Origin of the sequence: Prauserella flavalba, assembly GCF_003202235.1 — a bacterium.
Classification (GTDB): Bacteria; Actinomycetota; Actinomycetes; order Mycobacteriales; family Pseudonocardiaceae; genus Prauserella_A; species Prauserella_A flavalba.
In genome coordinates this window covers 220,233-245,508 of the sequence record NZ_MASU01000002.1, presented here as the reverse complement: position 1 = coordinate 245,508, position 25,276 = coordinate 220,233, and the positions used below count along the sequence as shown (strand labels likewise).

The 25,276-nt window shown below is 71.3% G+C and carries 28 protein-coding genes; 11 read left to right on the top strand and 17 right to left on the bottom strand.

Annotation, left to right across the window (positions count from 1 at the left end; all coding sequences use genetic code 11):
* The first annotated feature begins 3 nt into the window (after positions 1–3).
* Complete coding sequence (locus BA062_RS03515) at positions 4–1,911, top strand: M48 family metallopeptidase (RefSeq protein ID WP_110334562.1); 1,908 nt, start codon at positions 4–6, stop codon at positions 1,909–1,911.
* A gap of 6 nt (positions 1,912–1,917) precedes the next feature.
* Here the strand turns inward: BA062_RS03515 and BA062_RS03510 are convergent, their stop codons facing one another.
* The 4 genes from BA062_RS03510 to BA062_RS03495 all read right to left on the bottom strand — a co-directional run bounded on the left by BA062_RS03510 (position 1,918) and on the right by BA062_RS03495 (position 5,741).
* Positions 1,918–2,313: a VOC family protein gene (locus BA062_RS03510; RefSeq protein WP_110334561.1), complete on the bottom strand. Its 396-nt coding sequence runs from the start codon at positions 2,311–2,313 to the stop codon at positions 1,918–1,920.
* A 128-nt stretch (positions 2,314–2,441) separates the two neighbouring features.
* The gene (locus BA062_RS03505; protein WP_245959658.1) at positions 2,442–3,539 is read right to left on the bottom strand and encodes a ScyD/ScyE family protein; all 1,098 of its coding nucleotides are present in this window, start codon (positions 3,537–3,539) and stop codon (positions 2,442–2,444) included.
* Positions 3,540–3,703: 164 nt separating this feature from the next.
* Positions 3,704–4,180 carry a nuclear transport factor 2 family protein gene (locus tag BA062_RS03500; protein ID WP_110334560.1) on the bottom strand — a complete coding sequence of 159 codons (477 nt, stop codon included), beginning with the start codon at positions 4,178–4,180 and terminating at the stop codon, positions 3,704–3,706.
* Between the two features lie 19 nt (positions 4,181–4,199).
* Positions 4,200–5,741 carry an acyl--CoA ligase family protein gene (locus tag BA062_RS03495; RefSeq protein WP_245959657.1) on the bottom strand — a complete coding sequence of 514 codons (1,542 nt, stop codon included), beginning with the start codon at positions 5,739–5,741 and terminating at the stop codon, positions 4,200–4,202.
* Between the two features lie 80 nt (positions 5,742–5,821).
* On the opposite strand from BA062_RS03495, the gene BA062_RS40955 reads away from it, so the two are divergent.
* Together BA062_RS40955 and BA062_RS03490 are read left to right on the top strand one after the other, a co-directional pair.
* Positions 5,822–5,956: a hypothetical protein gene (locus BA062_RS40955; RefSeq protein WP_281271607.1), complete on the top strand. Its 135-nt coding sequence runs from the start codon at positions 5,822–5,824 to the stop codon at positions 5,954–5,956.
* 93 nt (positions 5,957–6,049) lie between these two features.
* Positions 6,050–6,943 carry a manganese catalase gene (locus BA062_RS03490; RefSeq protein ID WP_110334559.1) on the top strand — a complete coding sequence of 298 codons (894 nt, stop codon included), beginning with the start codon at positions 6,050–6,052 and terminating at the stop codon, positions 6,941–6,943.
* Between the two features lie 3 nt (positions 6,944–6,946).
* On the opposite strand, the gene BA062_RS03485 is transcribed toward BA062_RS03490, so the two are convergent.
* Both BA062_RS03485 and BA062_RS03480 read right to left on the bottom strand, forming a co-directional pair.
* Positions 6,947–8,524 carry a peptide chain release factor 3 gene (locus BA062_RS03485; RefSeq protein ID WP_110334558.1) on the bottom strand — a complete coding sequence of 526 codons (1,578 nt, stop codon included), beginning with the start codon at positions 8,522–8,524 and terminating at the stop codon, positions 6,947–6,949.
* An 18-nt stretch (positions 8,525–8,542) separates the two neighbouring features.
* A complete protein-coding gene (locus BA062_RS03480) occupies positions 8,543–8,926 on the bottom strand; it encodes a MerR family transcriptional regulator (RefSeq protein ID WP_110335004.1) in 384 nt (127 codons plus the stop codon).
* Positions 8,927–9,099: 173 nt separating this feature from the next.
* Between BA062_RS03480 and BA062_RS03475 the strand changes: the two genes are divergently transcribed.
* Positions 9,100–9,489 (top strand): hypothetical protein, encoded by a 390-nt coding sequence (locus BA062_RS03475; RefSeq protein ID WP_110334557.1) that lies wholly within the window; start codon positions 9,100–9,102, stop codon positions 9,487–9,489.
* 91 nt (positions 9,490–9,580) lie between these two features.
* Here the strand turns inward: BA062_RS03475 and BA062_RS03470 are convergent, their stop codons facing one another.
* Both BA062_RS03470 and BA062_RS03465 read right to left on the bottom strand, forming a co-directional pair.
* Positions 9,581–10,816, bottom strand: a complete 1,236-nt coding sequence (locus tag BA062_RS03470; protein ID WP_110334556.1) for a cytochrome P450 — start codon at positions 10,814–10,816, stop codon at positions 9,581–9,583.
* A gap of 21 nt (positions 10,817–10,837) precedes the next feature.
* Positions 10,838–11,236, bottom strand: coding sequence for a hypothetical protein (locus tag BA062_RS03465; RefSeq protein ID WP_146239995.1), 399 nt, complete (start codon positions 11,234–11,236; stop codon positions 10,838–10,840).
* A 51-nt stretch (positions 11,237–11,287) separates the two neighbouring features.
* On the opposite strand from BA062_RS03465, the gene BA062_RS03460 reads away from it, so the two are divergent.
* A complete protein-coding gene (locus BA062_RS03460) occupies positions 11,288–11,890 on the top strand; it encodes a TetR/AcrR family transcriptional regulator (RefSeq protein ID WP_110334554.1) in 603 nt (200 codons plus the stop codon).
* On the opposite strand, the gene BA062_RS03455 is transcribed toward BA062_RS03460, so the two are convergent.
* On the bottom strand, positions 11,871–12,494 hold the full coding sequence (locus BA062_RS03455; RefSeq protein ID WP_110334553.1) for a DedA family protein: 624 nt from the start codon (positions 12,492–12,494) through the stop codon (positions 11,871–11,873). The genes BA062_RS03460 and BA062_RS03455 overlap by 20 nt on opposite strands.
* A 92-nt stretch (positions 12,495–12,586) precedes the next feature.
* Between BA062_RS03455 and BA062_RS03450 the strand changes: the two genes are divergently transcribed.
* Together BA062_RS03450 and BA062_RS03445 are read left to right on the top strand one after the other, a co-directional pair.
* Entirely contained in the window at positions 12,587–13,399 is an 813-nt protein-coding gene (locus tag BA062_RS03450) for a TIGR02452 family protein (RefSeq protein ID WP_210406750.1), read from the top strand.
* Between the two features lie 56 nt (positions 13,400–13,455).
* Positions 13,456–14,313 carry an LLM class F420-dependent oxidoreductase gene (locus BA062_RS03445; RefSeq protein WP_110334552.1) on the top strand — a complete coding sequence of 286 codons (858 nt, stop codon included), beginning with the start codon at positions 13,456–13,458 and terminating at the stop codon, positions 14,311–14,313.
* On the opposite strand, the gene BA062_RS03440 is transcribed toward BA062_RS03445, so the two are convergent.
* The 6 genes from BA062_RS03440 to BA062_RS03415 are packed head-to-tail and all read right to left on the bottom strand — an operon-like array spanning position 14,295 to position 19,774.
* Entirely contained in the window at positions 14,295–15,248 is a 954-nt protein-coding gene (locus tag BA062_RS03440) for a zinc-dependent alcohol dehydrogenase (protein ID WP_110334551.1), read from the bottom strand. The two genes, BA062_RS03445 and BA062_RS03440, sit on opposite strands and share 19 nt — an antisense overlap.
* Positions 15,249–15,255: 7 nt before the next feature.
* The gene (locus tag BA062_RS03435; protein WP_110334550.1) at positions 15,256–16,107 is read right to left on the bottom strand and encodes a carbohydrate ABC transporter permease; all 852 of its coding nucleotides are present in this window, start codon (positions 16,105–16,107) and stop codon (positions 15,256–15,258) included.
* Positions 16,107–17,051, bottom strand: a complete 945-nt coding sequence (locus BA062_RS03430) for a carbohydrate ABC transporter permease (RefSeq protein WP_110334549.1) — start codon at positions 17,049–17,051, stop codon at positions 16,107–16,109. Before BA062_RS03430 ends, BA062_RS03435 begins: the two co-directional genes overlap by 1 nt.
* Positions 17,044–18,312: an ABC transporter substrate-binding protein gene (locus BA062_RS03425; RefSeq protein ID WP_110334548.1), complete on the bottom strand. Its 1,269-nt coding sequence runs from the start codon at positions 18,310–18,312 to the stop codon at positions 17,044–17,046. Before BA062_RS03425 ends, BA062_RS03430 begins: the two co-directional genes overlap by 8 nt.
* 32 nt (positions 18,313–18,344) lie before the next feature.
* A complete protein-coding gene (locus BA062_RS03420) occupies positions 18,345–18,977 on the bottom strand; it encodes a bifunctional 4-hydroxy-2-oxoglutarate aldolase/2-dehydro-3-deoxy-phosphogluconate aldolase (RefSeq protein WP_110334547.1) in 633 nt (210 codons plus the stop codon).
* Positions 18,974–19,774, bottom strand: a complete 801-nt coding sequence (locus tag BA062_RS03415) for an IclR family transcriptional regulator (protein ID WP_110334546.1) — start codon at positions 19,772–19,774, stop codon at positions 18,974–18,976. Before BA062_RS03415 ends, BA062_RS03420 begins: the two co-directional genes overlap by 4 nt.
* Positions 19,775–19,865: 91 nt before the next feature.
* Between BA062_RS03415 and BA062_RS03410 the strand changes: the two genes are divergently transcribed.
* The 4 genes from BA062_RS03410 to BA062_RS03395 all read left to right on the top strand — a co-directional run bounded on the left by BA062_RS03410 (position 19,866) and on the right by BA062_RS03395 (position 23,864).
* Positions 19,866–21,026, top strand: a complete 1,161-nt coding sequence (locus tag BA062_RS03410; RefSeq protein WP_110334545.1) for a mandelate racemase/muconate lactonizing enzyme family protein — start codon at positions 19,866–19,868, stop codon at positions 21,024–21,026.
* A gap of 4 nt (positions 21,027–21,030) precedes the next feature.
* Positions 21,031–21,927 carry a dihydrodipicolinate synthase family protein gene (locus BA062_RS03405; RefSeq protein ID WP_110334544.1) on the top strand — a complete coding sequence of 299 codons (897 nt, stop codon included), beginning with the start codon at positions 21,031–21,033 and terminating at the stop codon, positions 21,925–21,927.
* Between the two features lies 1 nt (position 21,928).
* Positions 21,929–22,876, top strand: coding sequence for a sugar kinase (locus tag BA062_RS03400; RefSeq protein ID WP_110334543.1), 948 nt, complete (start codon positions 21,929–21,931; stop codon positions 22,874–22,876).
* A 79-nt stretch (positions 22,877–22,955) separates the two neighbouring features.
* Entirely contained in the window at positions 22,956–23,864 is a 909-nt protein-coding gene (locus BA062_RS03395; protein WP_110334542.1) for a mechanosensitive ion channel family protein, read from the top strand.
* Between the two features lie 23 nt (positions 23,865–23,887).
* Here the strand turns inward: BA062_RS03395 and BA062_RS03390 are convergent, their stop codons facing one another.
* The gene (locus tag BA062_RS03390) at positions 23,888–24,475 is read right to left on the bottom strand and encodes a class F sortase (RefSeq protein ID WP_110334541.1); all 588 of its coding nucleotides are present in this window, start codon (positions 24,473–24,475) and stop codon (positions 23,888–23,890) included.
* A 6-nt stretch (positions 24,476–24,481) separates the two neighbouring features.
* Positions 24,482–25,219 carry a hypothetical protein gene (locus BA062_RS39480; protein ID WP_146239994.1) on the bottom strand — a complete coding sequence of 246 codons (738 nt, stop codon included), beginning with the start codon at positions 25,217–25,219 and terminating at the stop codon, positions 24,482–24,484.
* Positions 25,220–25,276: the final 57 nt, after the last annotated feature.

Here is a 25,276-nt window from a genome sequence, read left to right as displayed (position 1 = left end):
GCCGTGCGCGGATCGGTTCGCGCGTTGTGCGCGGTGCTGTTGCTGGTGCTGTTCCCGTTCTTCGTCGTCGCACTCGGCGTCGGCGGGGTGATCGCGGGGCTGACGATCGGGCACCGCGCCGGACTGTACGTCGCGATTCTCGCCGCGGGCATGATGCTGGCGCTCGGCCTCGCGCTCGTGCAGGCGCTGCGCACGCGGCTGGAGCCGCCGAGCGGCCCGGTGCTGACGCGGCAGGAGCAGCCGGGGCTGTGGCGGCTCGTCGACGAGCTCGCCGCGCAGGCACAGACCAGGCCACCGGACGAGATCGTGCTCGTCGGCGAGATCAACGCGGCGGTGCGCGAGGACGCACGGGCACTGGGCCTCAAGGAAGGCAAGCGGTACATGATGATCGGCCTGCCGCTGCTGGCCGGGCTCAACGTCGCGGAGCTGCGTTCGGTGCTCGCACACGAGCTCGGTCACTACGGCGGTGGCCACACGCGACTGCTCGCCGTGAGCTATCGCGGCGCCGAGACACTCGGGCGCACGGTGTCGCGTTTGGACTCCGGACCGGCCCGCTGGATCCTGAACGCCTACGCGTGGCTCTACGCCGTCGTCTCCCGTTCCGCCAACCGGGCACAGGAGCTACAGGCCGACGCCTACTCCGTCGCCGCGGCAGGCCGGGAGACGGCGGCGAGCGCGTTGCGCAAGATCGCGACGATGGACCTGCTGTGGGAGGCCTACGGCGACCGGTTCCTCGGCCTGCCGGGCCTCGCCGGGCGCACGCCGGACATCCTGCTCGGCTTCCGCAACTTCCTCGACCATCCGCAGCAGCGCCGGATCATCGCTGAGATCGAACCGAAGGTGCTCGACAACCAGCCCAGTTCGCTGTTCGATAGCCATCCGACCATCCGCCGCCGCATCGAGAAGATCGGTGCGCTGCCTGAGGCACCGGCACGCCCGGACCAGCGTCCCGCGTGGACGGTGCTCGCGGACCCCGCGCGGGTCATCCCGGCCGCCGAGGCCCGGCTCTACATCAAGGGTGAGCTGGGGCCGCGCGCGAGCTGGGGCGAGATCGTCCAGCTCGCGGGCGCCGCGAGCGCGGCGAGGGGCGCCGAGCTGCTCGCCGGTGCGGGCCGGGCGTCCGGCGCGGCTCCCGGCGGAACGCTCGGCGAGCTGCTCGCCGCCATCCAGCACGGCCGGATCGACCAGCTGATGAGCCCGCTGCTCAAGGACGGCGCCGACCCCGAGCACGCCCGTGAGGGGCTCGTCGAGCTGCTGGGCGACGTGATCGTGTGCGCGCTCGTCGCCCAGCGGCGGGTGCACCACGAGCTGAACTGGGGCGGCGGCTGGCTGATCACCGGACCGCAGGGCGAGCTGAAGATCGCCGAGCTGGTGGCTCCCGCCGTGCGCAACCCCGCGCTGGTGCCGCAGTTCGCGCAGCGGCTCGCCGCGCTCGGCGTGCGGATGGACTTCGTCCGCAGGCCCCCCGCCACACCGCCCGCGCAGCCGGCCGGGAACGCGGAGCCGCAGCTGGTGGGTGTGGCCCCGGAGGTCATGGCGTTCAAGAAGAACTGGGACGTGCTGGTGTTCGACGCCGGGCTGCTGCTGGTGCCGCTCAAGGTCGGCAAGCTGGCCGGGCAGAACCTCGCCGGTGCCGTCGGCCAGGGCGGGCACGCCCAGCGCAAGCGCATCACCAGGCTGCTGGAGCTGGGACAGGCCGAGCTGTTCGGACAGCCTGGCGTGCGGTGGCTGCCCACCGGCACCGTGCTCGGCGGCGACCGCAAGAAGTTCCTCACCGGCGGCGGCAAGATCGCGCTGCGCTTCACGGGCGGAGAGACGGCGACGCTGCGCACCCAGCACGACGGCGCGTACGAGACGCTGACCGGGTTCCTCGACACCGTGCCGCAGGCGCAGCCGGCCGGAGCGCGGTGAGGGCCGTCAGCAGAGACAGAACTCGTTGCCCTCGGGGTCCCGCAACACCGCGAAGTAGTCCTGCGTGTCCTCGACCGTGCGCACGTGGGTGGCGCCGAGTGAGACCAGCCGCGCCGCCTCGGTGTCGACGTGCTGCCTGCCGATCCTCACGTCGAGGTGCAGGCGGTTCTTGCCGGACTTGGGCTCGGGCACGCTGTGGAACAGCACGCGGGGCCCGCTGCCGTGCGGGTCCACCACGGCACACCACGCCTCCCCCGCCCCGCCCTCGGCGCGCGAGAACTCCGCCCAGTCGGCATGGCCCTCGGGCGGGTCCTGCACCACGTAGCCAAGCACCTCGGCCCAGAAGCGGGCGAGCCGATGCGGGTCGGAGCAGTCGACGGCGACCTGCAGGTGTCTTTCCATCGGGCCATGATGCCCCGGCACCCTGACACGAGAGGGCCCGCCGCCGATCCACCGTGGCAGCCGTGCCGGCGTCGCGGGGTCTACGACGGCAGCCGAGCAGGGTGGATCGGCGACGGACGGGCGGGGCGCTACCGGTGATACGGCAGCGAGATCTTCTCGATCGTGCCCGCGCCAGCGCAGACACTGCAGTTGGACACGTACGCCGAGCCGTGCCTGAGGGCCAGACCACCCGGCATCGTCAGTCCCTGGCTGTACACGATCTTCGACTTGCCGTGGCTCACCCGCAGCAGCGCACCGGTCGGGTCACCGGAGAGCAGGCCGTTGTGGGCGATTTCCAGCACGTACAGCTTGCCGTCGCGGTCGAAGCCGAGGTCGATGATGTTGGTGAAACCCGTGGCCACCACCTGCGGCGCCTTGCCCGGCACGATCCGGTGCACCCTCGCGGCACCGACCTGGAACGGGAAGCCGGTCAGCTCGCCGACGTACAGCGCACCGTCGGGGCCCTGCACGACCGACGTCGGCACGGACTGCATCGGGATCTGCGCTCCCGGCGGCAGGCCGAGCTCCGGCGGAGCGGGCACCATGCGGTCCGGGAACGTCGCGACGGTCGAGACCTTGCCGTTGGGCGCGACGAACACCAGCGAGTTGCCGCCGGCGTCCACGACGTACTGCCCGTGCTTGGTCGCGAGCACCGAGTTCGGGTTACTGTCCGGCAGCCCGCCGTCGGGGTTGGCCGTTGCCTCGAAGCCCGCGATGTCGGCGATCTGCCGCCACTTGTTCCAGCCCTTGGCGCGCAGCAGCCAGCCCATCGCCTGCTGGCCGAGCTGCGGCAGGTTCGCCCTGACTGCGGGGTCGGCGCCGAGGCCGACGGTGAAGTACAGCTGGCCGAAGCGGTTGAACGACACATCGGACGGACCGATCGCGGAACCGCCGTCCTCGGCGCCGCCGAGTGAAGGCAGCCCGGAGATGACCGGGAGCTGCTTTCCCTTGTAGATCTTGGTGATGGCGCCGCTGGTGCCGTAACAGACTTCACCTTCCGGGCCGGTCATGCATGGACCCGCGCCACCACGTCCGGCCTCGGCCACGTAGAGGTTACCGTCGGGGCCGAACGTGAGACCGCGCGGATTGTCGAGGCCACTGGCGATCGTCGTCGCTGTCGCGCCGCCCTGTGAATGGGCCAGCCCGATCCCGGGTACGACGGCGGTCACGGCCAGTGCGGTACTCATGGCCACACCGGCCATGAGTAATCGGGAACGCCTCACACGCATGTTGTCCCTCCTCCTTCGCAGGGCCCCCTGTCGACGCGGCGCGCTCCCCCGGCGCGAACCGCAGTTTCAAAGACGGGGAAGGAGGTGGGGTTGTTACAGGAGTTACAAACGTCCCAAGTGGATCAAGTGGCGCCGGTTCGCCTTGCCAGCCACGGATAACGTGCGGTGTCCTTACCCGCATAGTCGGGATCCAGGTAAATGAACACCCGTTGGATCAGCCAGTCCCTGATCTCGAAGACATCGCACCAGCGGCCCGCGCCCCAGTCCGGAACGCCCGCGCGCCACGGCCCATCCCGGTGCTCGCCGTGGCTCGTGCCCTCGGCGACGACGGTGTCGCCGCCGGAGAACACCCAGTTGAACGTGGCGTAGTCGTGCCGGATCGACCTGATCGTGCCGCCGACGTCGGCGAACAGCCTGCCGATCTGGTCCCTGCCGTTGGCGAGCCCCCACTTCGGGAAGTACACCTGCGCGTCCTCGGCGAAGAGGTCGAGGATGCTCGCGCCGGTGCTGGTGGTTCCGCCGTTGTCGAACGCCTTGAGGTACTCCAGCGCGACGGATTTGCGCTGTTCGTCGGTCATCACCTGCGTGGTCAGTGCCATGGCCGCTGCTCCCTTGCAGCTACTCCGTTCCGCGCGCCTGCTCGCGCAGCACGTACTTCTGGATCTTTCCGGTGGACGTCTTGGGCAGTTCGGTGAACGTCACCGACTTCGGCGCCTTGAACCGGGCGAGCCGCGCCCGGACGTGCTCGATGATCTCCGCCTCGGTGGCCGAAGCCCCTTCGTGCAGGGTCACGTAGGCGGCGGGCACCTCGCCCCAGTGCTCGTCGGGCACCGCGATGACCGCGGCCTCCAGCACGGCGGGATGGTCGGCGATCGCCTGCTCCACCTCCACCGAGGCGATGTTCTCGCCGCCCGAGATGATCACGTCCTTGCTGCGGTCACGCAGCTCCACGTAGCCGTCGGGGTGCAGGACGCCGAGGTCGCCGGTGCGGAACCAGCCGTCGGGGGCCGCGCGTTCGGTCGCCTCGGCGTCCTTGAAGTAGCCGAGCATCACGTTGTTGCCGCGCAGCGCGATCTCACCGACGGACGTGCCGTCGGCCGGGACGTCGGCACCGTCGGCGTCCACCACGCGCACCCGGCAGGCGATCATGTTGCCGACGCCCTGACGTGCCTTGAGCCTGGCCTGCTCCTCGACGGCGAGCCCGTTCCACTCCGGCCGCCAGTCGCAGATCATCGCGGGCCCGAACGTCTCGGTGAGCCCGTAAAGGTGGGTGACCTCGAAGCCCAGCTCACCCATGCGGCGCAGGATCGCCGGTGATGGCGGCGCCCCGCCGGTCGCCACGTGCACCGTGCGCTCCAGTGGCGCCGCGTCGGGCGCGTACGCCAGCATCGACAGCACGGTCGGCGCGCCGTTGAGGTGGGTGACGCCCTCGTCACGCAGCAGCCGCCAGACGAGCCCCGGGTCCACCTTCTCCAGGCACACGTGCGTGGCCGCGGCGGCGGTGACCGCCCAGGGGAAGCACCAGCCGTTGCAGTGGAACATCGGCAACGTCCACAGGTGCACGGCCGACGGCGACAGCCCCGTGTGGCCGACCATCGCGAGTGCCTGCAGGTATGCGCCCCGGTGGTGGTACATCACGCCCTTCGGCCTGCCCGTGGTGCCGGACGTGTAGTTGATCGACAGCAGTGCCCGCTCGTCGTCGGGCACCACCGCGCGGGGGGTGGCCGAGGCGAGCAACCGCTCGTACTGCTCGCCCGCCCTCACGACGGTGGGCGGCGCGGTGAGACGGCCCAGCGCGCCGGCGACCAGCTCGTCGAACGCGGGATCGTGCACGAGCACGCTTGCCTCGGAGTGCTCCAGGATGTAGGCGACCTCGGCGGGGGCGAGCCGGGTGTTGATCGCGACCAGCGGGACCCCGGCCCACGGCACGCCGAAGTTGGCCTCGAGCAGCACGTGGGTGTTGGGAGCCAGTACGGCGACCGGTCTGCCGTTCGCCAGCGGAGCGAGCCCGCCCGCGAGGCGGCGGCAACGGTCGTGCAGCTCGGCGTAGGTCCAGCGGGACGCGCCGTCGATCACCGCGACGCGGTCGCCGTGCGCCGAGGCCGCCCGATCGAGAAACGACACCGGTGTCAGCGGCTCGAACGAGAGATCACGCACCATTCCCAGAGCTTCGACCACCGGCCGCGCCCTGGTCAACGGCCGCCGCGGAACATGGTAGGGGGCCGCGGCGATATCCCGGTATGGACAGCACGACAACCGCCACCGCACCGCCCCGGCCACTGGAGACCGACCCGCCGAGCACCGCTCCGGTCGCGCCGGAGCCGCACGAGGACGACGACGAGTTCGCGCCGACGATCATCAGGGGCCGCGAGTAGGGGTCGCGTAGGAAATCACCGGGCCGACGCGTTTACCACGTGCGCCCGGGGTAATGCTCCGCGTTCCGACTCTCAACCTGGGCAGGAGCGCGAATGTTTCACCACACGAAGAAGCTGCAGTTCGAGGCCAGGCCCGAGCAGCCAGACCCGGTCTACGCCCGCAAGCTACAGGAGCTCGTCGGCGGCGCGTACGGCGAGATGACCGTGACGATGCAGTACCTCTTTCAGGGCTGGAACTGCCGGATGGAGGGCAAATACAAGGACCTCATCATGGACATCGCGACCGAGGAGATCGGTCACGTCGAGATGATCGCGACAATGGTGGCGAGGCTGCTGGAGGGCGCGCCCGCGACCGAGACCGCCCGCGCCGTGCAGGACCCGGTGCTGGGCGCCGTGATCGGCGGGATGGACCCGCAGCAGGCCATCGTCGCCGGCGGCGGCGCGCTGCCGAACAACAGCCAGGGCGTGCCGTGGAACGGTGGCTACATCGTGGCCAGCGGCAACCTGCTCGCCGACTTCCGCGCCAACGTGGCCGCCGAGGCACAGGGCAGGCTCCAGACGGCGCGCCTGTACAACATGACCGACGACCCCGGCGTCAAGGAGATGCTGAAGTTCAACCTCGCACGCGACACCTACCACCAGAACATGTGGCTGGCCGCGATCGAGCAGCTCAAGGAGGACGGTCTCGAGGACACCGTCGCCCCGAACGCGCTCTTCGACGACGAGTTCTCCGAGCACGCCACGAGCCTGTGGAACCTGTCGGAGGGCAACGACTCCGCACAGGGAGCGTGGGCGCGGGGCACCGCACCCGACGGACGGCACGAGATGGGCATCGTGGAGCAGCCCGAACCGCTCGGCGGGCCCGGCACCACGCCGCCGCCCGACCCCGAGCTGTTCGCCACCTACGACGGCAGTAAGAAGCCCGCCGACCCCAAGCTGAGCGGCGTCAAGGGCATGGTCGGCAGGTTGAAGGAAAAGGCGACGTAGGGGTCAGCCTTCGGCGACGAGGGGCTCCAGCGTGAGTTCCGGGTTCTGCCGCACCAGAATGCGCATCGCCATCTCGTCCTCGAACAGGGCGAGGTCGACGCCGTCGGCGCGGGTGAGCACCTCGCTGCGCCTGCCCGAGTCCACCAGCGAGCGCTGGGCGGGGTCGGACAGGCGCCGCACCGCGCTGTAGGGCAGCCGGTCAAGCCGCACCGGCGAGGAGAACTCGTGTTCCATGCGGTGTGCGGCAACCTCGAACTGCATCGGACCCACCGCGGCGAACACCGGCGAGGCGTCCCCCCGCAGGTCGGATTTGAGCAGCTGCACCACGCCCTCGGCGGCGAGCTGGTCGACGCCCTTGCGGAACTGCTTGGCCCTGCTCAGGTCGGCGGGCCGCGCCACGGCGAAGTGCGCCGGCGCGAAGCTGGGCAGCCCCGGGAAACGCACGGGCGGCTTTCCGGCGTAGAGCGTGTCCCCGACGCGCAGGGCCGACGCGTTGACTAGGCCGATCACGTCGCCGGGGTACGCTTTGTCCACAGTGGAGCGGTGCTGACCGAAGACCTGCTGCACGTACTTGGTGGCGAACGGCCGCTTCGTGGTGGCGTTGGTGACCACCATGCCGCGCTCGAACTCGCCCGAGCACACGCGCGCGAACGCCACCTGGTCGCGGTGCGCGGGGTCCATGCCGGTCTGCACCTTGAAGACGAACGCGGAGAACTCGGCGTCCAGCGGCCTCGGCTCACCGTCGGCGTCGACGCGGGGAGCGGGCTTCGGCGCGAGGTCAACCAGCAGGTCGAGCAGGTGCCGGACGCCGAAGTTGAGCACGGCGGCACCGAAGAGCACCGGCGTGGCCGACGCGTCGAGGAACCGCTCCGGCGCGAACTCGCCGCCCGAGGCGGCGAGCAGCTCCCACTCCTCCGTCGCGCGCACCCAGTCCTCGCCCTGCTCGGCCTCGGCGGTCGCCGGGTCGAGCCGGGTCTCCGGCGCGGCCGTCGCGCCGCCGTCGGTGCGCTGGTAGCGGATGAAGTCGCCCCCGGGAACATCGAGCACGCCGCGGAAGTGGCCCGCGGCGCCGACCGGCCAGGTCAGCGGCATGGGCTGCAACCCGATGCGCTCCACCAGCTCGTCGCACAGCTCCAGCGCCTCACGGCCGGGGCGGTCCCACTTGTTGATGAAGGTGATCACCGGGATGCCCCGGTGACGGCAGACGTCGAAAAGCTTCAGCGTCTGCGGTTCGAGCCCCTTCGCCGCGTCCAGCAGCATCACCGCGGAGTCGACCGCCGAGAGCACGCGGTAGGTGTCCTCGGAGAAGTCGGCGTGACCGGGGGTGTCGAGCAGGTTGATCACGCAGTCGCGGTAGGAGAACTGCAGTGCCGCGGACGTGATCGAGATGCCGCGCGCCTTCTCCATCTCCATCCAGTCCGACACCACGCCCTGGCGGCCGCCCTTGCCGTGGACGGCGCCGGCCTCGTTGATCACCTTGGCGTGCAGGGCCAGCGCTTCGGTGAGGGTGGACTTGCCGGCGTCGGGGTGGCTGATCACGGCGAATGAGCGCCTGCGGTCGGCCTCTGTGAGAATGGACATCGTTTCGCGAGTTTACGCTCAGGTCACGGTAGAGCCCGCTCCGAGTCGTTCCCGCAGGGTCGCGGCCAGCGCCTCCGCTGTCGCGAGGTCGGCCCTGAGCTCCCGGCAGCGCCGCTCGGCCGCCTCGCTGAACTCGACCAGGCGCCCACGCTGCGCCTCGCTCAGCCGCACCGCGGTCTCCGCGTCCGGGTAGAGCAGCCCCAGCAGCTCGCGCATCTCCTCGAGCGGGAAGCCGAGCGGCTTCACGCGCTTGATCAGCTCGAGCCGGGCGAGATCGGCCTCGGTGTAGAGCCGGAAGCCACCCTGGCTGCGCGCGGTGGGCTTCACCAGGCCGACTTCCTCGTAGTAGCGGATCGTGCGCAACGACAGACCCGTGCGGGCGGCAGCCTCGCCGATCTGCATGTGCTCGCCCACGTGACGACCTCACTTCCGCCTGCCACCGATTCCTCAAACGGTACAGGCTCGGGTGCGCAGCGTGCACAGCAAAGTCACCGTCCACAGTAGACGCGGTCTCACGTCGCGAGATGCGTCGAGTGCGGCTACCTTTCGTTAACGTTAAGGTAAGATTCCTTCTCGTGACTCCTGAGCGCTTCGCGTCGGTGCAGGCGTACAACGACGCGTACCCCGGCTGCCAGATCCCCACCGAACCGGTCGTGCGGCACAGCCTCCGCGGCTACCACGCCGCGATGCGCGGCGTGGCCGACGACGTGGCCGGTACGGAGACCACGTTGACCATCGACTTCCTGCCCGGTGGCGCGCCCGCGCCCGAGCAGCGGGACCGCATCGGCAACGTGGTCGCGAGCCGCTGGGGCGACGGCCCGGTGCTGGTGCTCGCCGAGCAGGTGTCGCTGCGAACGGCGTGGAAGGCGATCACGGACCGGTGGCCGACCCGCCTCTCGGAGGTCCAGGCCGCCCTCGCCGACACGCCTGCCGACGTTCCCCCAAGGCCACCTTTGTTGCGTTGAACGCGCCCACCCGTCTCCCACCACCGCCCAGACGGAGACGCTCCGCGTCGCTGTGCTGGCAACACCCGCCTTGGGGGACGCGCACCAGCGGTCAGGGCTCCGTCGACACCGGGAGGACGGCGGGGCCGCGGAGGTTGATGCGGCCGTTCCACTCCACGTCGCCGTCGAGGCGCAGGCCGGGGAACCGGCTCGCCAGCCGCTCGAAGACGACCTCGCCCTCCAGCCGCGCCAGCGATGCACCGAGGCAGTGGTGCACACCCGCGCCGAACGACACGTGGTGACGCGCGCCCTCGCGGTCCACCCGTAGCCGGTCCGCGTCAGCACCCCAGTACCGCTCGTCGCGGTTCGCCGAGGCCAGCACCGCCATCACGAACGCACCCTTGGGGATCTCGACCCCATCGATCGTCATCGGCTCCAGCGTGATGCGCCTGCTCTCCTGCACCGGGCTGTCGTAGCGCAGCAGCTCCTCCACCGCGCCCGGCACCAGCGCGGGGTCCCGCACCAGCGCCGCGTACTGCGACGGCTCGCGCAGCAGGGCGAGGGTTCCGCCGCCGAGCAGGTTCACGGTGGTCTCGTGGCCGGCGATGTAGAGCAGCAGCACCTGCGCGATCAGCTCGTCGTCGTCGAGGACGTCGCCGTCCTCCTCGGCTCCGATCAGGGCCGTGAGCAGGTCGTCGGCGGGGTTGCGCCGCTTCCACGCGATCATGTCGGCCGCGATCTCGCCGAGCTCGGTGTTGGCGTCCTCGATCGCCCGCAGCAGCTCCGGATCGACGACCGGTTCGAGCGAGCGCACGAGCAGGCCGCTCAGCTCCCGCACCCGCAGGTGGTCGGTGGGCGGCGTGCCGAGCATCTCCGCGATCACCGCGAACGGCAAGGGGAAGGCCAGCACGGACACGAGATCGACCCGGCCGCGCTCGGCGATGTCGTCGAGCATCCCGTCGACGAGCTCGGCGATCCTCGGCCGCAGCGCCTGTACCGAGCGCGGGGTGAACGCCTTGGAGACGAGCTTGCGCAGCCGCGTGTGGTCGGGCGGGTCGCGGTCCAACATGGACAGTCCGCCGACGCGCGGTGAGCGGTCGCCGTAGACCTCTTCCCGCAGGTAGCTGAGCGGGCCGGGAGCGACGTTGCGCTCCTCCACCGACGCGCCTGAGCGCAGCAGCGCGGAGACGTCGGCGTAGCGCGTGACGGTCCAGAAGCCGAGGGGGTGCTCGTACACGGGCGCCTCGTCGCGCAGGCGCGCGTACTGCGGATACGGGTTCTCGGCGAAGCCCTCGGCGAACGGGTTGAACAATGGGACGTCCTGACCTGGCAGCGTGCTCTCTGACATGCGGACTCCTTTTCGGACAGCTCAGACGGGCTGGGCTCGGCGAGGCGGGGCCGGATCGACCCCGGTCGCCGCGAACACCGAACGGCGGAGGCGGGCCTCGCCCGCCTCGAGAGCGGGATGACCGGCACACGCGCGCAGCACGGCCCAGAGCGGGCGGTGCGCGCGGCCTGCCTCCGCGAGTACGCGCCGGACGTCGCGCTCCGGGTTCTCCGAAGCCTCCTCCAGCGCGAGGTCGAGCCGGGCGTAGACCGCCTCGTGGCAGCGACGCTGGACGTCGAGCAGGAACGCCGCGAGCTCCCCGTACTCGGCGACGATCTCGCACTCCCAGCTGGTCAGGGCCTCATTCCCCCGTTGCTCTACGGCCGAGGCGACGGCGTGGACGAGGCGGTGCCGCCGGTGGAACTGGTCCCATCCCCCCATGACCTTCTCCCTGTCGGTCACATACACTGTGTATGTCGATAGACTCAGCGTATGCCACCTGTCAAGAGCCGCCGGGAGATGTACTCGGAAGCCACCCGCGCCGCCCTGCTGGAGCAGGCGACCGCGTTGTTCGCCGAGCGCGGCTTCGCCGCGACGTCCCTGGAGGACGTCGCGGCCGCCACGCAGGTCACCCGTGGTGCCGTCTACCACCACTTCGCGAACAAGCTTGCGCTCTTCGAGGCGGTGCTCGACGAGCAGGAAACGCGCGCGATGAGCGAGATCGCCGCTGCCGCAGCGGGGATCAGCGAACCGATGGAGGCCGCGACGAAGGCACTGGGCGTGTTCCTCGACCAGTGCTGTGAGCCCGTTTACGGGCGGCTGTGCTGGCAGGAGGCGCCGACCGCGCTGGGCTTCGTGCGCTGGCACGAGTACGAGAAGAGGTACGCGTTCGGCCTGGTCGAGGGTTTCGTGGAAGCCCTGATGTCAGCGGGATACCTGCCCCGCCAGGCGCAGGAGACCACGGCGCAGTTCTTCTTCTGGATGCTCGGGGGCGCCGGGATGGCGATCTCCCGCGCCGAGCCGGAGGACCGCAGGCGGGTACGCGACGAGTGGTTCGAGCTGATGCTGCGTTCGATCAGGGGGCTTCAGCGCTGACGCGCCTGCGCTTCACGACCAGCACCACCACGGCGGTCGCCACGATCAGGCCCAGCACCACCCAGCTGCCCGCGCCGACGATGCTCTCGAGCCGCCTGGCCGCCTCGCCCGCCGCGGTGCCGATTCCGATGTGGAGCGCGCACCACGCCGTCGCTCCCACGGCGACAGCGGGCAGGAAGCGGCGCAGCGGAAGGCCGGACGCGCCGGCGGCGGCGGGCAGGAGCGTGCGCAGCACCGGCAGGAAGATCGCCACGAGCACGGCGACCGAACCCCGTCGGCGCAACAGGTCCGTCGCCCGGTCCCACGCCTGCGCGCCGTGCTTCTCCACCACCTTCGTCTGCCGCAGCCTCGGCCCGAACCGCCTGCCCAGCAGGTAACCCACGGTGTCCCCGGCGATCGCGCAGACCGTGGTCACGAGCCACATGATCAGGAACTTGGCCGTGCTGTTGGCCGTGGTGCCGAGGATGAACAGGCCCGTCTCCCCGGGGGTGACGAACCCGAGCCCGAGGGTGGTCTCCCCGAAGACGAGCAGGCCCGCACCCGCCGTCACGCCTGCCGGGGGCAGGCTCTGCAGCCAGTCGAGGAGATCGGTCACCAATGCCATGCCCGCCAGCGTGCCGTCGCGCGACGATGTGGACAGTTGCTGATCGGCAACGATCGGCCCTGCCGAAAGTCAAAGTTGGCTAGGGTCGCCCGGTGGACCGGAGTGAGCTCGCGGCGATCGCCGAGCAGACCGACCGGATCGTGGCCTCGGGCCGCTACACCAGTGCCTCGGGCTCGACCGTGGACATCGCCCCCGCCGTGTTCGAATCCGTGCGGGGCACCCGCCTCTACCTGCCCGAACAGACCACCTCGCCGCCCGATCCGGTCCCGGCTGCCGCGATGCGGATCGAGGTCGCCGAGTGCTCCACGCTCGCGGCGGCACGGCGGCTCACGCGCGAGGCACGCGACGAGCCCGCGTGCCTGAACTTCGCGTCGGCCCGCAAGCCGGGTGGCGGCTACCGGACGGGCGCGCGGGCGCAGGAGGAGAGCCTGGCCAGGGCGTCCGGCCTGGCGAAGTGTCTTGAGTCGGTGCCCGCCTACTACGAGCACCACCGCGCGCACCGCGACCCGCTCTACACCGACCGGATCGTCTACTCGCCCGGCGTTCCGGTGTTCCGCGACGACGAGCACACCCTGCTCGACGACCCGTACCAGGTGGCGTTCCTGACCGCGGCGGCACCGAACGCGTCGGCGGCGAGCGACGAGCAGCGCGCCCGGATCCCACCGGTGCTGCGCGAGCGCGCGGCGAAGGTGCTCACGGTCGCCCATCACAACGGGCACTCCCGCCTGGTGCTGGGCGCGTGGGGCTGCGGTGTCTTCGGCAACGACCCGCGCCTCGTGGCCGGGACGTTCGCCGACCTGCTGGCCAAGCCGTTCGCCGGTTGTTTCACACACGTGGTGTTCGCGGTGCTCGACCGGCCGCCGCACCAGACGCTGACCGCGTTCCAGGAGGCGTTCGAGGGCTGATCACTCGCGCCGCTGAGCTAGAACGTGTTCTAATACGGGCGGCGAGAGGAGTCAGCGTGCGATACGGCGTCGTGTTGTTCACCAGCGATCGCGGCATCACCCCGGCCGCCGCGGCGCAGGCGGCGGAGGCCGCCGGATTCGACTCGTTCTACGTGCCCGAGCACACGCACATCCCGGTGAAACGGGAGGCAGCGCACCCCGGCACCGGCGACGCGAGCCTGCCCGACGACCGGTACCTCCGCACGCTCGACCCGTGGGTCGCGCTGGCGACGGCCGCGTCGGTGACCAGCCGCATCACGCTCGCGACCGCCGTCGCGCTGCCGGTGGAACACGATCCCATCACGCTCGCCAAGACCATTGCCTCGCTCGACCACCTCTCCGGAGGCCGCGTCGTCCTCGGCGCCGGGTTCGGGTGGAACGTCGACGAGCTGACCGATCACGGCGTGCCGAGGGGAAAACGGCGCACGATGCTGCGCGAGTACGTCGAGGCGATGCGTTCGCTGTGGGAGCGCGACGAGGCGAGCTACTCCGGCGAGTTCGTCACGTTCGGGCCCAGCTGGGCGTGGCCGAAACCCGTGCGGGGGCCGAAGGTGCCCCTGCTGATCGGCGCGGGCGGCACCGAGCGCACGTTCCGCTGGATCGCCCGCACCGCCGACGGCTGGATCACCACGCCGCTGGAGCACGACCTCGCCGACAAGGTCGCTCTGCTGCGCCACGAGTGGCGGGAGGCAGACCGGGCGGGCGCGCCGCAGATCGTGGCGCTGGCGGGAAAACCGGATCCCGAGCAGCTCGACGCGTGGCGCGAGCTCGGCGTCACCGAGGTCGTGTTCGGGCTGCCCGACCGCTCCGAGGCCGAGGTCGCCGGCTACATCGCCAGGCTGGGCGGCAAGCTCGGTCAGGCCCAGCCCGCGTAGTCGAGCACCACCTTCAGCCTGCCCGGTGCGGTCCTGCCCGCGAGCGCGAACGCCTTCGCCACGTCGGCGACGTCGAGAACGTGGGTCACCAGGCGTTCGGCGAGCGACGGCTCATGGACGAGGTCCGCCAGCGCGCGCCCGAGCATCCGCCGCCGGTCGAGCGTCAACCCGCCGATCAGCCGAAGATTGCGCCGCACCACGGCGGTCAGGTCCACCGGATACGTTCCAGCGCACGGGATCCCGAAGCAGTACACCGTGCCCTCGTCGGCGACGGCGGTGATCGCGTCGGCGAGCGTCGCCGTCTGGTGCCCGACCGCCTCGATCACCACGTCGGGCCGCCGCGTGAGCGTGGCCGCCCAGGTGGTGCTGTCGGCCACCACCACCTCGTCGAGCCCGAAGGCGCGGGCCAGCGGCGTGCGGTCGACGGGGTCGACACCGGTGACGTGCGCGGCGCCGCGCTGCCGCAGCAGCCACGTGAACAGCAGTCCGATGGCGCCGAGACCGAGCACGGCGACCCGCCTGCCGCGGACGTCGCCGAGCTGGTCGACTGCGTAGTGCGCGCACGCGACCGGCTGCGCGACCACCGTGGCCGCCGTGAACGGCACTTCGGACGGGAGCACGCAGAGCCCCGCCCCGTCGCTGACCACCAGCTCGGCCAGCCCGGTGGACGCCGAGGCCCAGCCCACCACGCGGTCGCCCTCGGCGAGGCCGGGGTCACGCGACGCCCTGATCTCGCCGGTGATCTCGTGCAGCGGAAACCCCGTCGGCGGCACGCCCGCCCCCGGCCTGCCGCCCGCGCGGAAGTACGGCAGGTCGCTGCCGCAGACGCCGCCGTGGCGCACGGCCACGAGCACCTCGCCCTCACGCAGGTCCCGCGGCGCCGCGACCTCCACGTGCTCCAGCGTCGAGGGACCCGTCAGCCGCACCGCCCGCATGCCGGCGTCAGCCCTTGACCGAGCCCGAGGCCATTCCCTTGACGAGGAAGGGCTCCAGGAACACGAACAGGATCAGCATCGGCACCATCGACATGATCCCGGCCGCCATGAGCCCGCTCCAGTCCACGCTGAACTCGCCGATGAACGAGGCGATGCCCACGGTGATCGTCCAGTCGCTGGGGTTGGGCATCAGCGTGCGCGCGAAGAGGAAGTCGCCCCACGCGAGGATGCAGGCGTAGGTGAACGTGGTCGCCAGCCCGGGCCGCAGCAGCGGCACGATCACCTGCCACAGCGTGCGGAGCCTGCCGCAGCCGTCGATCATCGCCGCCTCCTCGATCTCGGCGGGGATCGCGTCGACGAAGCCCTTCATCAGCCACGTCGTGAACGGCACGGTCGCGGCGACGTTCACGAGGATCACCGCCCACAGGTTGTTGATCATCCCCGCGGAGGCGAAGATGACGAACACCGGGATGATCAGCAGCGTCCCCGGCAGCATCCGGCTGAACAGCAACGTGAAGCCCATCGCCTGCTGTGCCTTCGTGCGGAACCGCGAGAGGCTGTAGCCGCCGAGCGTGCTGATCACGATCGAGATCAGCGCGGTGCCGAGCGTGACCAGCGTCGAGTTCCACAGCCACAGCCCGATCGGCCTGCTCTCCAGCACCTCGCCGTAGGCGTCGAGGCTCGCCGAGTCGGCGGGCGGCACGAGCGGCGGCGAGGACGTCAGCAGCTCCTTCGACGGCACCACCGACGTCATGATCATCCAGTAGACCGGGAAGAGCAGCACCACCAGCACGGCGAGGCTGATCGCCAGCAGACCCCACTGCTGGGGCGTGCGCCCGCGCGAGAGCACCTTGCTCATCAGTTCATCCCCTCTCGCACCGAGCGGCCCGCCATGAGCAGCAGCGCACCGGCGATGACCATCGTGACGACGCCGATCGCGGCCGAGGCGCCGAACGTGAAGTACTCGAACGCCTCGTTGTAGATCCGCACAGCCAGCGTCGTGGTCGCGTCGTCCGGACCACCGCCCGTGAGCGGGAAGATGAAGTCGAACTCACGGAACACGCCGACGCCGGTGATCACGATCGCGAGCGCGGCCGGTGCCCGCAGCGCGGGCCACGTGACGTAGCGGAACTGCTGCCATGCGCTCGCCCCGTCGAGCCGTGCGGCCTCGTAGAGGTCACCCGGGATCGCCTGCAGCGCCGCGACCAGCACGAGCGTGAAGAACGGGTAGAACTTCCAGACGGTCGGAATGATCACCGCGGTCATCGCCGTGTCGGAGCTGGCGAGCCATGCGACGTTCTGCTCGATGAGGCCCACCGAGCGCAGCAGGTAGTTGACCACGCCGAACGAGCCGTCGAGCATCCAGCTGAACGCCGCGCTCACCGCGACACCTGGCACCGCCCACGGCAGCAGCGCCAGCGGGCGGACGATCCGCTTGCCGGGGAACGTCTTGTTCAGCAGCAGCGCGAGCCCGAGCCCGATCGCGAACGCCGGAACCACGACGCCGACGGTGTAGACGATCGAGCGCCAGATGTCGCCGAGCAGCTGCGGGTCGGTGATCACGTCGGCGTAGTTGCCGAGCGTCAGCGGGTACTGGCCGAGGTTCTGCAGGTCGGCGATCTCGCCGCCGCGGAAGCTCAGGTTGATCGCGATGTAGATCGGGTAGGCCATGAGCAGCCCGACCGCCGCGATCGTGGGCGTGAGCATGCTCCACGCGAAGATCCGGTCGCGCTGCGCGCGCGAGCGCCGCCGCTTCGGCGGGCTCGGCTGTGTGGTCGGCGCGTGGGTGAGCACGTCAGTCATCACCGACTCCTTCGAGGTCACGCTGCAGCGACTGCGCCACCTGAGCGACCGGGAGGTCCGTGGCGATGAGGCGGATGGCCGCCGCGGCGACGGCGTCACCGACCCGGCCGTAGTTGCGCCGCAGCTGCGGCGACTCGGGGAAGATGTCCACCGCCTCGTCGGCGAGCCGGGCGAACAGCTCCAGCTCGGGCGTCTCGGCCAGCGCCTGCCCGGTGACCGAGCCCTCCCTCGGCGCCGGCACACCGGTGAGCTGCGTGTACCGCTCCTGCCAGCGCGGTTGCGAGGCCAGCTCGACGAAGTCCCACACCGCGTCGGCCACCTCGGGCTCGGCACCGGCGGGGATGTGCAGGCTGTTGCTGACCCCGCCGGGCACGACGTCGAACGGCGGCGCGGTGACCTTCAGGTGCTCACGCACCTCCGGCGAGGCACCCTCCACTTCGGACAGCAGGAACGGGCCGTCGATGAGCATCGCGATCTGCCCGTTGAGGAACAGCTCGTTGCGCTGCTGCGACTGGATGCCGGGTGGCGCGGTGGCGAGCACCTCGCGGTACTGCTCCAGCGCCGTGCGCGCCCGCTCGGTGTCGGCCGTGATCGTTCCGTCCGGCTCCGACCACGACGCGTGGTTGCCGACGAGGAACGACGTCAACTCGGTGTAGTTGTCCGGGTTCTGCACCGTGGTGGCTCCGAAGCCGAACGAGTCGCCCTGCTTCGCCGACACCGCACGCGCGGCCGTGAGCAGCTGTTCCGGCGTCTTCGGTACCTGAACTCCGGCCTGCTGGAGCAGCTGCTCGTTGTAGAACAGCGCGTAGCCGTAGCCCAGCAGGAGCAGGCCGTAGTAGTGGCCGTCCCACTTCATCTGCTCCTGCAACTGCGTCCACGTGCCCAGCACGTCGGTGCCCGCGAGCCATTCGTCCAGGGGCGCGAGCCAGCCGCGTGCGGCGAACTCGACCGCGTTGCTGGAGGGCAGGTGCACGATGTCCGGCGGGTCGCCCGCCGCGAACCGGGTGGTCTGCTGTGCGACGAAACTGTCGAAGGGCACCTGGTAGAAGTCGATGTCGACGTCCGGATGCGCGTCCTCGTAGGCGGCGATCAGCTCGTGCCAGAACGGCGAGAAGGACTCGTCGTCTGCCTGCCAGGACGGGAACTCCAGCACGAGCTTGCCGTCCTCCGTGGACGGTCCACACCCGCCTGCGGCGGCGAGCAGGACGGCGGCGGCCGCCACTGCCAGCCCGCGCCTGAGCTTGCGGCGCAACGCGATCATGTTCACTCCGTTGTGGACTGTGCCGGGCCGGATCAGCGCGGCCAGGCGCGCGCGAACCGTTCGGCTCGCGCGGTGAGCTCCGCCCAGTCGCCCGCGGCGACGAGGTGAGCGGAAACGAGTGCGGACCCGGCGGCCACCGCGCAGGCGCCTGCCGAGGCCCACGCGGCCACGTGGTCGGCACGGACGCCGCCGGTCGGGATGATCTTCAGGTCGGGCATCGGCGCGAGGAGCTCGCGCACGTAGCCAGGTCCGACGGACGAGGCGGGGAAGAGCTTGAGGTAGTCGGCGCCCGCCTGTGCCGCGGAGTCGAGTTCGGTGGGCGTGAGACCGCCGCACATCACGGGTACCCCCTCGGCGCGGGCGGTGTCGAGCACAGCGGGCTGGAACGTGGGCGTGACGAGGAAACGTGCCCCGGCCGCGATGGCGTGGCGCGCGTCGGCGGCGGTGCGCACCGAGCCCGCGCCCACCACGCCGGGGCCCTGCTCGCGGTCGCGCAGCGCGCGGATGGCGTCGGCGGCGCCCTCGGTGGTGAGCGTGACCTCGACGGCGTGCACGCCGCCACGCCACAGCGCCTCGGCGGCTTCGACCGCCCCGCTCGCGTCGGGCAGCCGGATGATGCCGATCACCGGTGTGGCGGCGAGCGCGGCGGCGACGGCGTCGGTCATCGGCCCGTCCCCACGCCCACCGGGTGGCTCGGCCCGATGTAGCCGAGTCCGATGCTGATCGAGTCGGCGACCTCGATCGCCTTGCGCCCGAGCTCGACCTCGCGGTTCGGCAGGTCGATCGCGGACAGCGGTCCGGAGATCGAGATCGCGGCGGTCACCGTGCCCGAGCCGTCGAGCACCGGAGCGGCGACACACGCCCGCCCGAGCGCCAGCTCCTCGCGCTCGATGGCGTAACCGCGCTCGGCGACCGTCGCCAGGTCCGCGTCGAGTGCGGCGTGGGTGGTGAGCGTGTGCTGGGTGTAGCGGGGCAGCTCGGGCAGCAGCTCGCGGCGCTCCTGCGGGCTCAGCGCGAGCAGCAGGCATTTGCCGATACCGGTGGCGTGCAGCGGGTTGCGCTGGCCGAGCAGCGTGTAGGACTTCGGCGCGAGCGCGCCCTCGAAGTTGCACAGGTAGAACAGCGACGCCCCGCGCCGGACCGCGACGTTGGCGCCGAGGCCCAGCGAGCACGCGAGGGCCTGCGCGTGCTGGCGTGCCTCGCGGTGCACGGGGTGCTGGTTCACTGCGGCGCCCGCCAGCGAGATCACGGCGGGACCGAGCCGGTAGAGCGAGCTGACCTCGTCGCGCTCGACGTACTCGAGTTGTTCGAGCGTGGCGAGCAGGCGGGAGGCGGTGGACTGCCCGACGCCCGCGCGCTGCGCGACGTCGGAAACGCGCAGGTCGCCGCGCCCGTCGAGGAACGTGGCCAGCACGGCCGCCGCCTTCTCGACGCTCTGGTTCATCCCCTGATCGGTCGCCATGCCGCCCTTTCTCGCTGGTTTGCATCGCTCATGCAGTATGTGGAAGTCTTACGCACATGCTGCATGGAGTCAACCAGATGGCGCATCTCGCATGAGAATCACGACGGTAGAGACGTTCGTTCTGAAGCTTCCGGCCGAGGAGGCGTACCTCGGCCGCCTCGCCGACGGCAGCGCGCCCTCGGCCGGCTACCAGGTCCGCGAGCCGTGGCGGAGCCTCTACTCGGACCGCTACGAGACCCTGCTGGTGCGGCTCACCGCGGAGGACGGCACCACCGGCTGGGGTGAGGCGCTCGCGCCCGTCGCTCCCGAGGTGCCTGCCGCGATCGTGGACCTGCTGCTCGCGCCCGTACTGAGGGGCGCGGACGCACGCGCACCGCGTCCGGCGTGGTCTCGGCTGCGCGACCTCATGCGCGAGCGCGGCCACCTCGTCGGGCACCAGGCCGACGCGCTGGCCGCCGTCGACATCGCGCTGTGGGACCTCGCGGGCAAGCTCACGGGGCGGACCGTCGCGGAGCTGCTCGGCGGCGCCTTCCGCACCCGGGTGCCCACCTACGTGTCCGGCCTGCCCAAGCCCGACGACGAGGGCAGGGCCGAGCTGGCGCGCGAATGGGCAGCTCGCGGCGCCACGTCGGTGAAGCTGCACCTCGGCCACGGTGTCGCCGCGGACCTCGCCACGGTCGACGCCATCCGCGCCGCCGCGCCGGAGCTGCGGATCGCCGTCGACGCGCACTGGGCGTACTCGATCGACGAGGCACTGCGGCTCGCCCACGGCCTCGCCGAGCGCGACTGCTGGTTCCTGGAGGCACCGCTCGCGCCGGAGGACGTCACCGCGCACGCCGAGCTGGTTGCCCGTGCGTCGATTCCCGTCGCCGTGGGCGAGGCCCTGCGCAACCGTTTCGAGTTCGCCCAGTGGGTGACGGCCCGCGCCCTGCGCATCGCGCAGCCCGACGTCGCCCGCACCGGCATCACCGAGGCGATGGCCATCGCCGAGGTGTGCGCCGCCCACCACGTGCCCGTCGCGCCGCACCACTCGGTGGGGCTCGGCGTGGCTGTCGCGGCGGGACTCCACGTCAGTGCGGCCGTGGAGGACCTGCCCGCCTTCGAGTACCAGCCCACGTCCGTGCGAGTCGGCGAGCGCATCCTCGCCCGTCAGCTCGCGGTGGAACCGTCCGCCATGTCCCTGCCCACCGGTCCCGGGCTCGGTGTCGAGGTCGACGCCGAGGCCGTGGCAGCTCTCGCCAAGGAGTCCTGACCCGATGCCGCACACCGTGCACGGTCTCGTGCCCATCCTCGCCACCCCGTTCGACCAGGACGGCTCGCTCGACCTCGCCGGGCTCGCCCGGCTCACCGAGTTCCAGCTCGCCTCCGGGGTCGACGGCGTCGCGACGTTCGGCATGGCCAGCGAGGGCTTCGCGCTCACCGCCGAGGAGCGGGAGCGGATCCTCGCCACGATCACGGACGTCGTGGCGGGCGCGGTACCCGTCGTGGCCGGCGTGAACGGAACCTCCACGGTCACCGCCCTGGAGCAGGCCCGCGCCGCCGAGGACCTCGGCGCGCAGGCGCTGATGGTGCTCCCGCCGTTCCTGGTCAAGCCCGGCGCCACCCAGCTCGCCGACTTCTACGGCGACGTCGCGGCGGGCACGTCGGTGGAGATCATGGTGCAGGACGCGCCGGGAGCAACCGGTGTCGCGATGCCGCCGCCGCTGATCGCCCAGCTGTGCGAGCTGGACCGGATCACGTCGGTGAAGGTCGAGGCGCCACCGACCGCACCGAAGGTCGGCGCCGTCGTGGAGCGCGTGCCCGACACCGTCGCCGTGCTCGGCGGCCAGAACGCCCAGTTCGTGCTGGAGGAGTACGCCCGCGGTGCCATCGGCACCATGCCCGCGTGCGAGTTCCCCGACCTGCTCGCCCCAGTGCTGGCCGACTTCACCGAGGGCAGGCGCGCCGAGGCCCGCGCGGCGTTCGCGAAGCTCCTCCCGCTGGTCCTCTTCGGACTCCAGTCCGGCATCGCGTGGGCCGTGCACAAGGAGGTACTGGTGCGGCGCGGGCTCATCGAGCACGCGACGGTGCGACTGCCCGCGGCGCCGCTGGACAAGGCGAGCAGGCAGAGCCTGCACGCGATCCTCGACGAACTGCCGTTGAAGGCGGGCTGAGTTGAGCGTCGACGTGGTCGGCATCGGCGAGCCGATGGTCCTCGTGCAGCCACCGGCGGGCGGGACGCTGACGGCCTCGCCGACGTTCGAGGTACACGTGGCGGGAGCCGAGCTGAACGCGTGCGCCGCGCTGTCCCTGCTGGGCAGGCGGGCCGTGCTGTGCACGCGGCTCGGCGACGACGCGTTCGCGAGCCGCGTCGAGCACGCGGCCGCCGCGCTCGGCGTCACCCTCGACGCCGAGCGGGACCCGACGAGACAGACCGGGCTGTTCGCCAAGGACGCGCTGCCGGACGGCGCGCGCCGCGTGCTGTACTACCGCGCGGGCTCGGCGGCATCGACCCTCGACGTCGCCGATGCCGGGCGGGCCCTGCGGCACCGGCCGCGCGCGGTACTGGTGTCCGGGCTGACGGCCGCGCTGGGCCCCGGCCCGGAACGCCTCGTACGGCACGTCGCGGCCAACGCGGCCGCACACGGCAGCCGCGTCGTCGTGGACGTGAACCTGCGCCCGGCACTCGACCCGGAGGGCCGCGCCGTGCGCACGCTGTCGGCGATCCTCCCCCACACCGACCTGCTGCTCGTGGGCACCGACGAGGCGGAACCCCTGTTCGGCACGGCGGATCCGGCGGAGATCGTGCGCAGAGCGGGGGTGCGCGAGGTGGTGGTCAAGGGCGGGCCCGGCGGCTGCTGGTGGACCGCCGACGACGGCACGCTCCACCACCAGCCGAGCCTCGCGACCGAGGTGGTCGACCCGGTCGGCGCGGGCGACGCGTTCGCGGGCGGGTACCTCGCGACGCGACTCGCCGGCGGCTCCCCCGGCGCCGCCGCGTGGCTCGGCTCCCGCCTCGCCGCCGACGTCCTCGCTCACACGGGGGACACGGCGGGCCTTCCCGGCCGCGCCTCGGCCGCGGAGCTGCTGGCCGAGGCGTTGCGGCGGGATGCTGTGCGATAACTCGCAGGCGGCGTCCCGCATGACGTCGCCGACTCCCGGGTAGCCGCGCCGACAGGCCTGTGTCGACGTGGAAGGGAGCATGGTGGCGAACTGGCTCAGCGAGAACTCGAGCGCACTGATCTCCGGCGCGATCAACATCGCGATCGTGATCGTGGTGGCCGTGATCCTGCGCGCGGTCGTCGGCAGGGTGATCGACCAGCTGGCCAGGCGGATGGTCAGCTCACGGGAACGCCTGCACCGCACCAAGATGGCGACGCGGATCGTCAAGGCCGCCGATCACGCGCGCAGGGAACGGCAGAAGCAGCGCGCGGAGACGATCGCCTCGGTGCTCAAGAGCGTCGCGACGTTCGTGATCTTCGGGATCACGTTCGTGACCATCCTCGGCCAGGTGGGCATCAACATCGGGCCGATCATCGCCAGCGCGGGCGTCGTCGGCCTCGCGATCGGTTTCGGCGCGCAGAGCCTGGTGCAGGACTTCCTGTCCGGCCTGTTCATGATGATGGAGGACCAGTACGGCGTCGGCGACGTGATCGACGCCGGTGACGCCGTGGGCACCGTCGAGGCGGTGACCCTGCGCATCACCAAGATCCGCGACCTCAACGGCGGGCTGTGGCACGTGCGCAACGGCGAGATCATGCGCGTCTGCAACATGAACCAGGACTGGGCCAACGCCGTGGTGGAGCTGCCGCTGGACTACACGGTGGATCTCGACCACGCGAAGGACGTCATCCAGCGCAGCATCGACGAGTTCGCCGAGCACCCGGAGTACTCGCCGAAGATCCTGGAGCGCCCCGACATCAACGGGGTCGTCGGCATCGGCAACGGCGCGGTGACGATCCGGGTGCTCGTGACCACCCAGCCCGGCGAGCAGTGGTCGCTGGGCAGGGCACTGCGCGAGCACCTCAAGTCCGGAATGGACGAGGCGGGGGTGAAGGTGGCGTACCCGGTGCTGCCGCTCACCGGCGCCGGAGCGACCCAGTCGGGCTGAGGACGTTCCGGCGCCGGAGTGGATCAGACGAGATTGGCGTAGACGATGACGTTGTCCTCGTAGCTGTGTTCCTCGCCGTCGAAGACGCCACCACACGTGATCAGGCGCAGCTGCGCCTTGTCGGTGTTGCCGTACACCGCCTCGGTCGGGAACTCGTCCTTCGGCACCTGGATCGAGCGCTCGACGGCGAAGGTCAGCTCCTGGCCGTCACTGCGGCGCACCTTGATCTCGTCGCCGGGCACCAGCTCGTGCAGCCGCGCGAAGATGCCGGCCTGCCTGTTGCCGTCGACGTGCCCGAGCACGATCGCAGGCCCGATCTCGCCCGGCACGGGCGAGAGGCGGTACCACGCGGCCTGCATCGGTTCCTTCACCGACGGCACGGCCAGCGCGCCCTCCTTGGTCACGGCCACCGAGATCAGCGACGAGTCGGCGCCGATCTTCGGGATCGTCACCTGCGTCGGCCGGAGCTTGTCGTAGGGCTTCGTCACCGGCACCGACGTGGTCGGCGGGGGCGACGACTCCGGCGCGGGTGACGAACCACAGCCGGCGAGTGCGAGTGAGGCGAGCAGGGCGGCCGCGAGCACGCGGCCGCCCCGGAACAGCGAACGCATCGACGCTCAGCCCCGCGCGATGCCACCGGCGCCGGTCTCGACGCCGCCCTTGGGCGCGAAGCCGACCTGCGCGTCGCCACCGTTCTCGCGCTGCCAGTCGCCCGCGTCCTCCGAGCCGGGCACCGGGGCGACCGGCGTGCTGCCGCCACCGCCGCTGCCGGACCCGCCGCCGGGCTCCCCGCCGCAGACCCAGTCGGCCACCACGTTGCCGCCGGCGAAGGTCAGACCCGGCTGCAACTGCACGAGGTACGCCCAGTAGCGGCCGTCGGTCTCGTCCTGCCACGGGCCGTCGAGGATCTCGAAGTCCGGCGAGGTCACGCCGGTCGGCTCGCCCGCGGCGCACGCGATCAGCAGCAGTCCCAGCCCCTGCTCGGGGTCGAGGTCGATGCCGTAACCGGAGTCGTCCACATAGGGCGGTTCCTCGGGACCGGTGGGCTCCGACGACGTCGTGGTGGTGGACGTCTCCTCGGACTCCGAGGTCTCCGTCGCCGTCGGCTCGGCCGAGGTCGTGGTGGTGGCCGAATCGCTCTCGGAGGTCGTCGTCTCGGGCGCGGACTCCGAGGTGGAGGTCTCCGGCGCGGACTCCGACGTGGTGGTCTCGGGCGGCGCGGTGGTGGTGGTGACGGCGACGTCGGTGGACGTGCCCGCCTCCTCGTCCTGAGCGAGCGCGGGACCCACGAACACGGTCAGGATCAGCGTTGTCGACAGCGCGGCACCAGCGATACCGCGCAAGGGCCTTCTCAAGAGTGCTCCCCAGCAGGAAATCGAAAAGGGCCGTTCAGGTACCGCAAGATCCTGCCC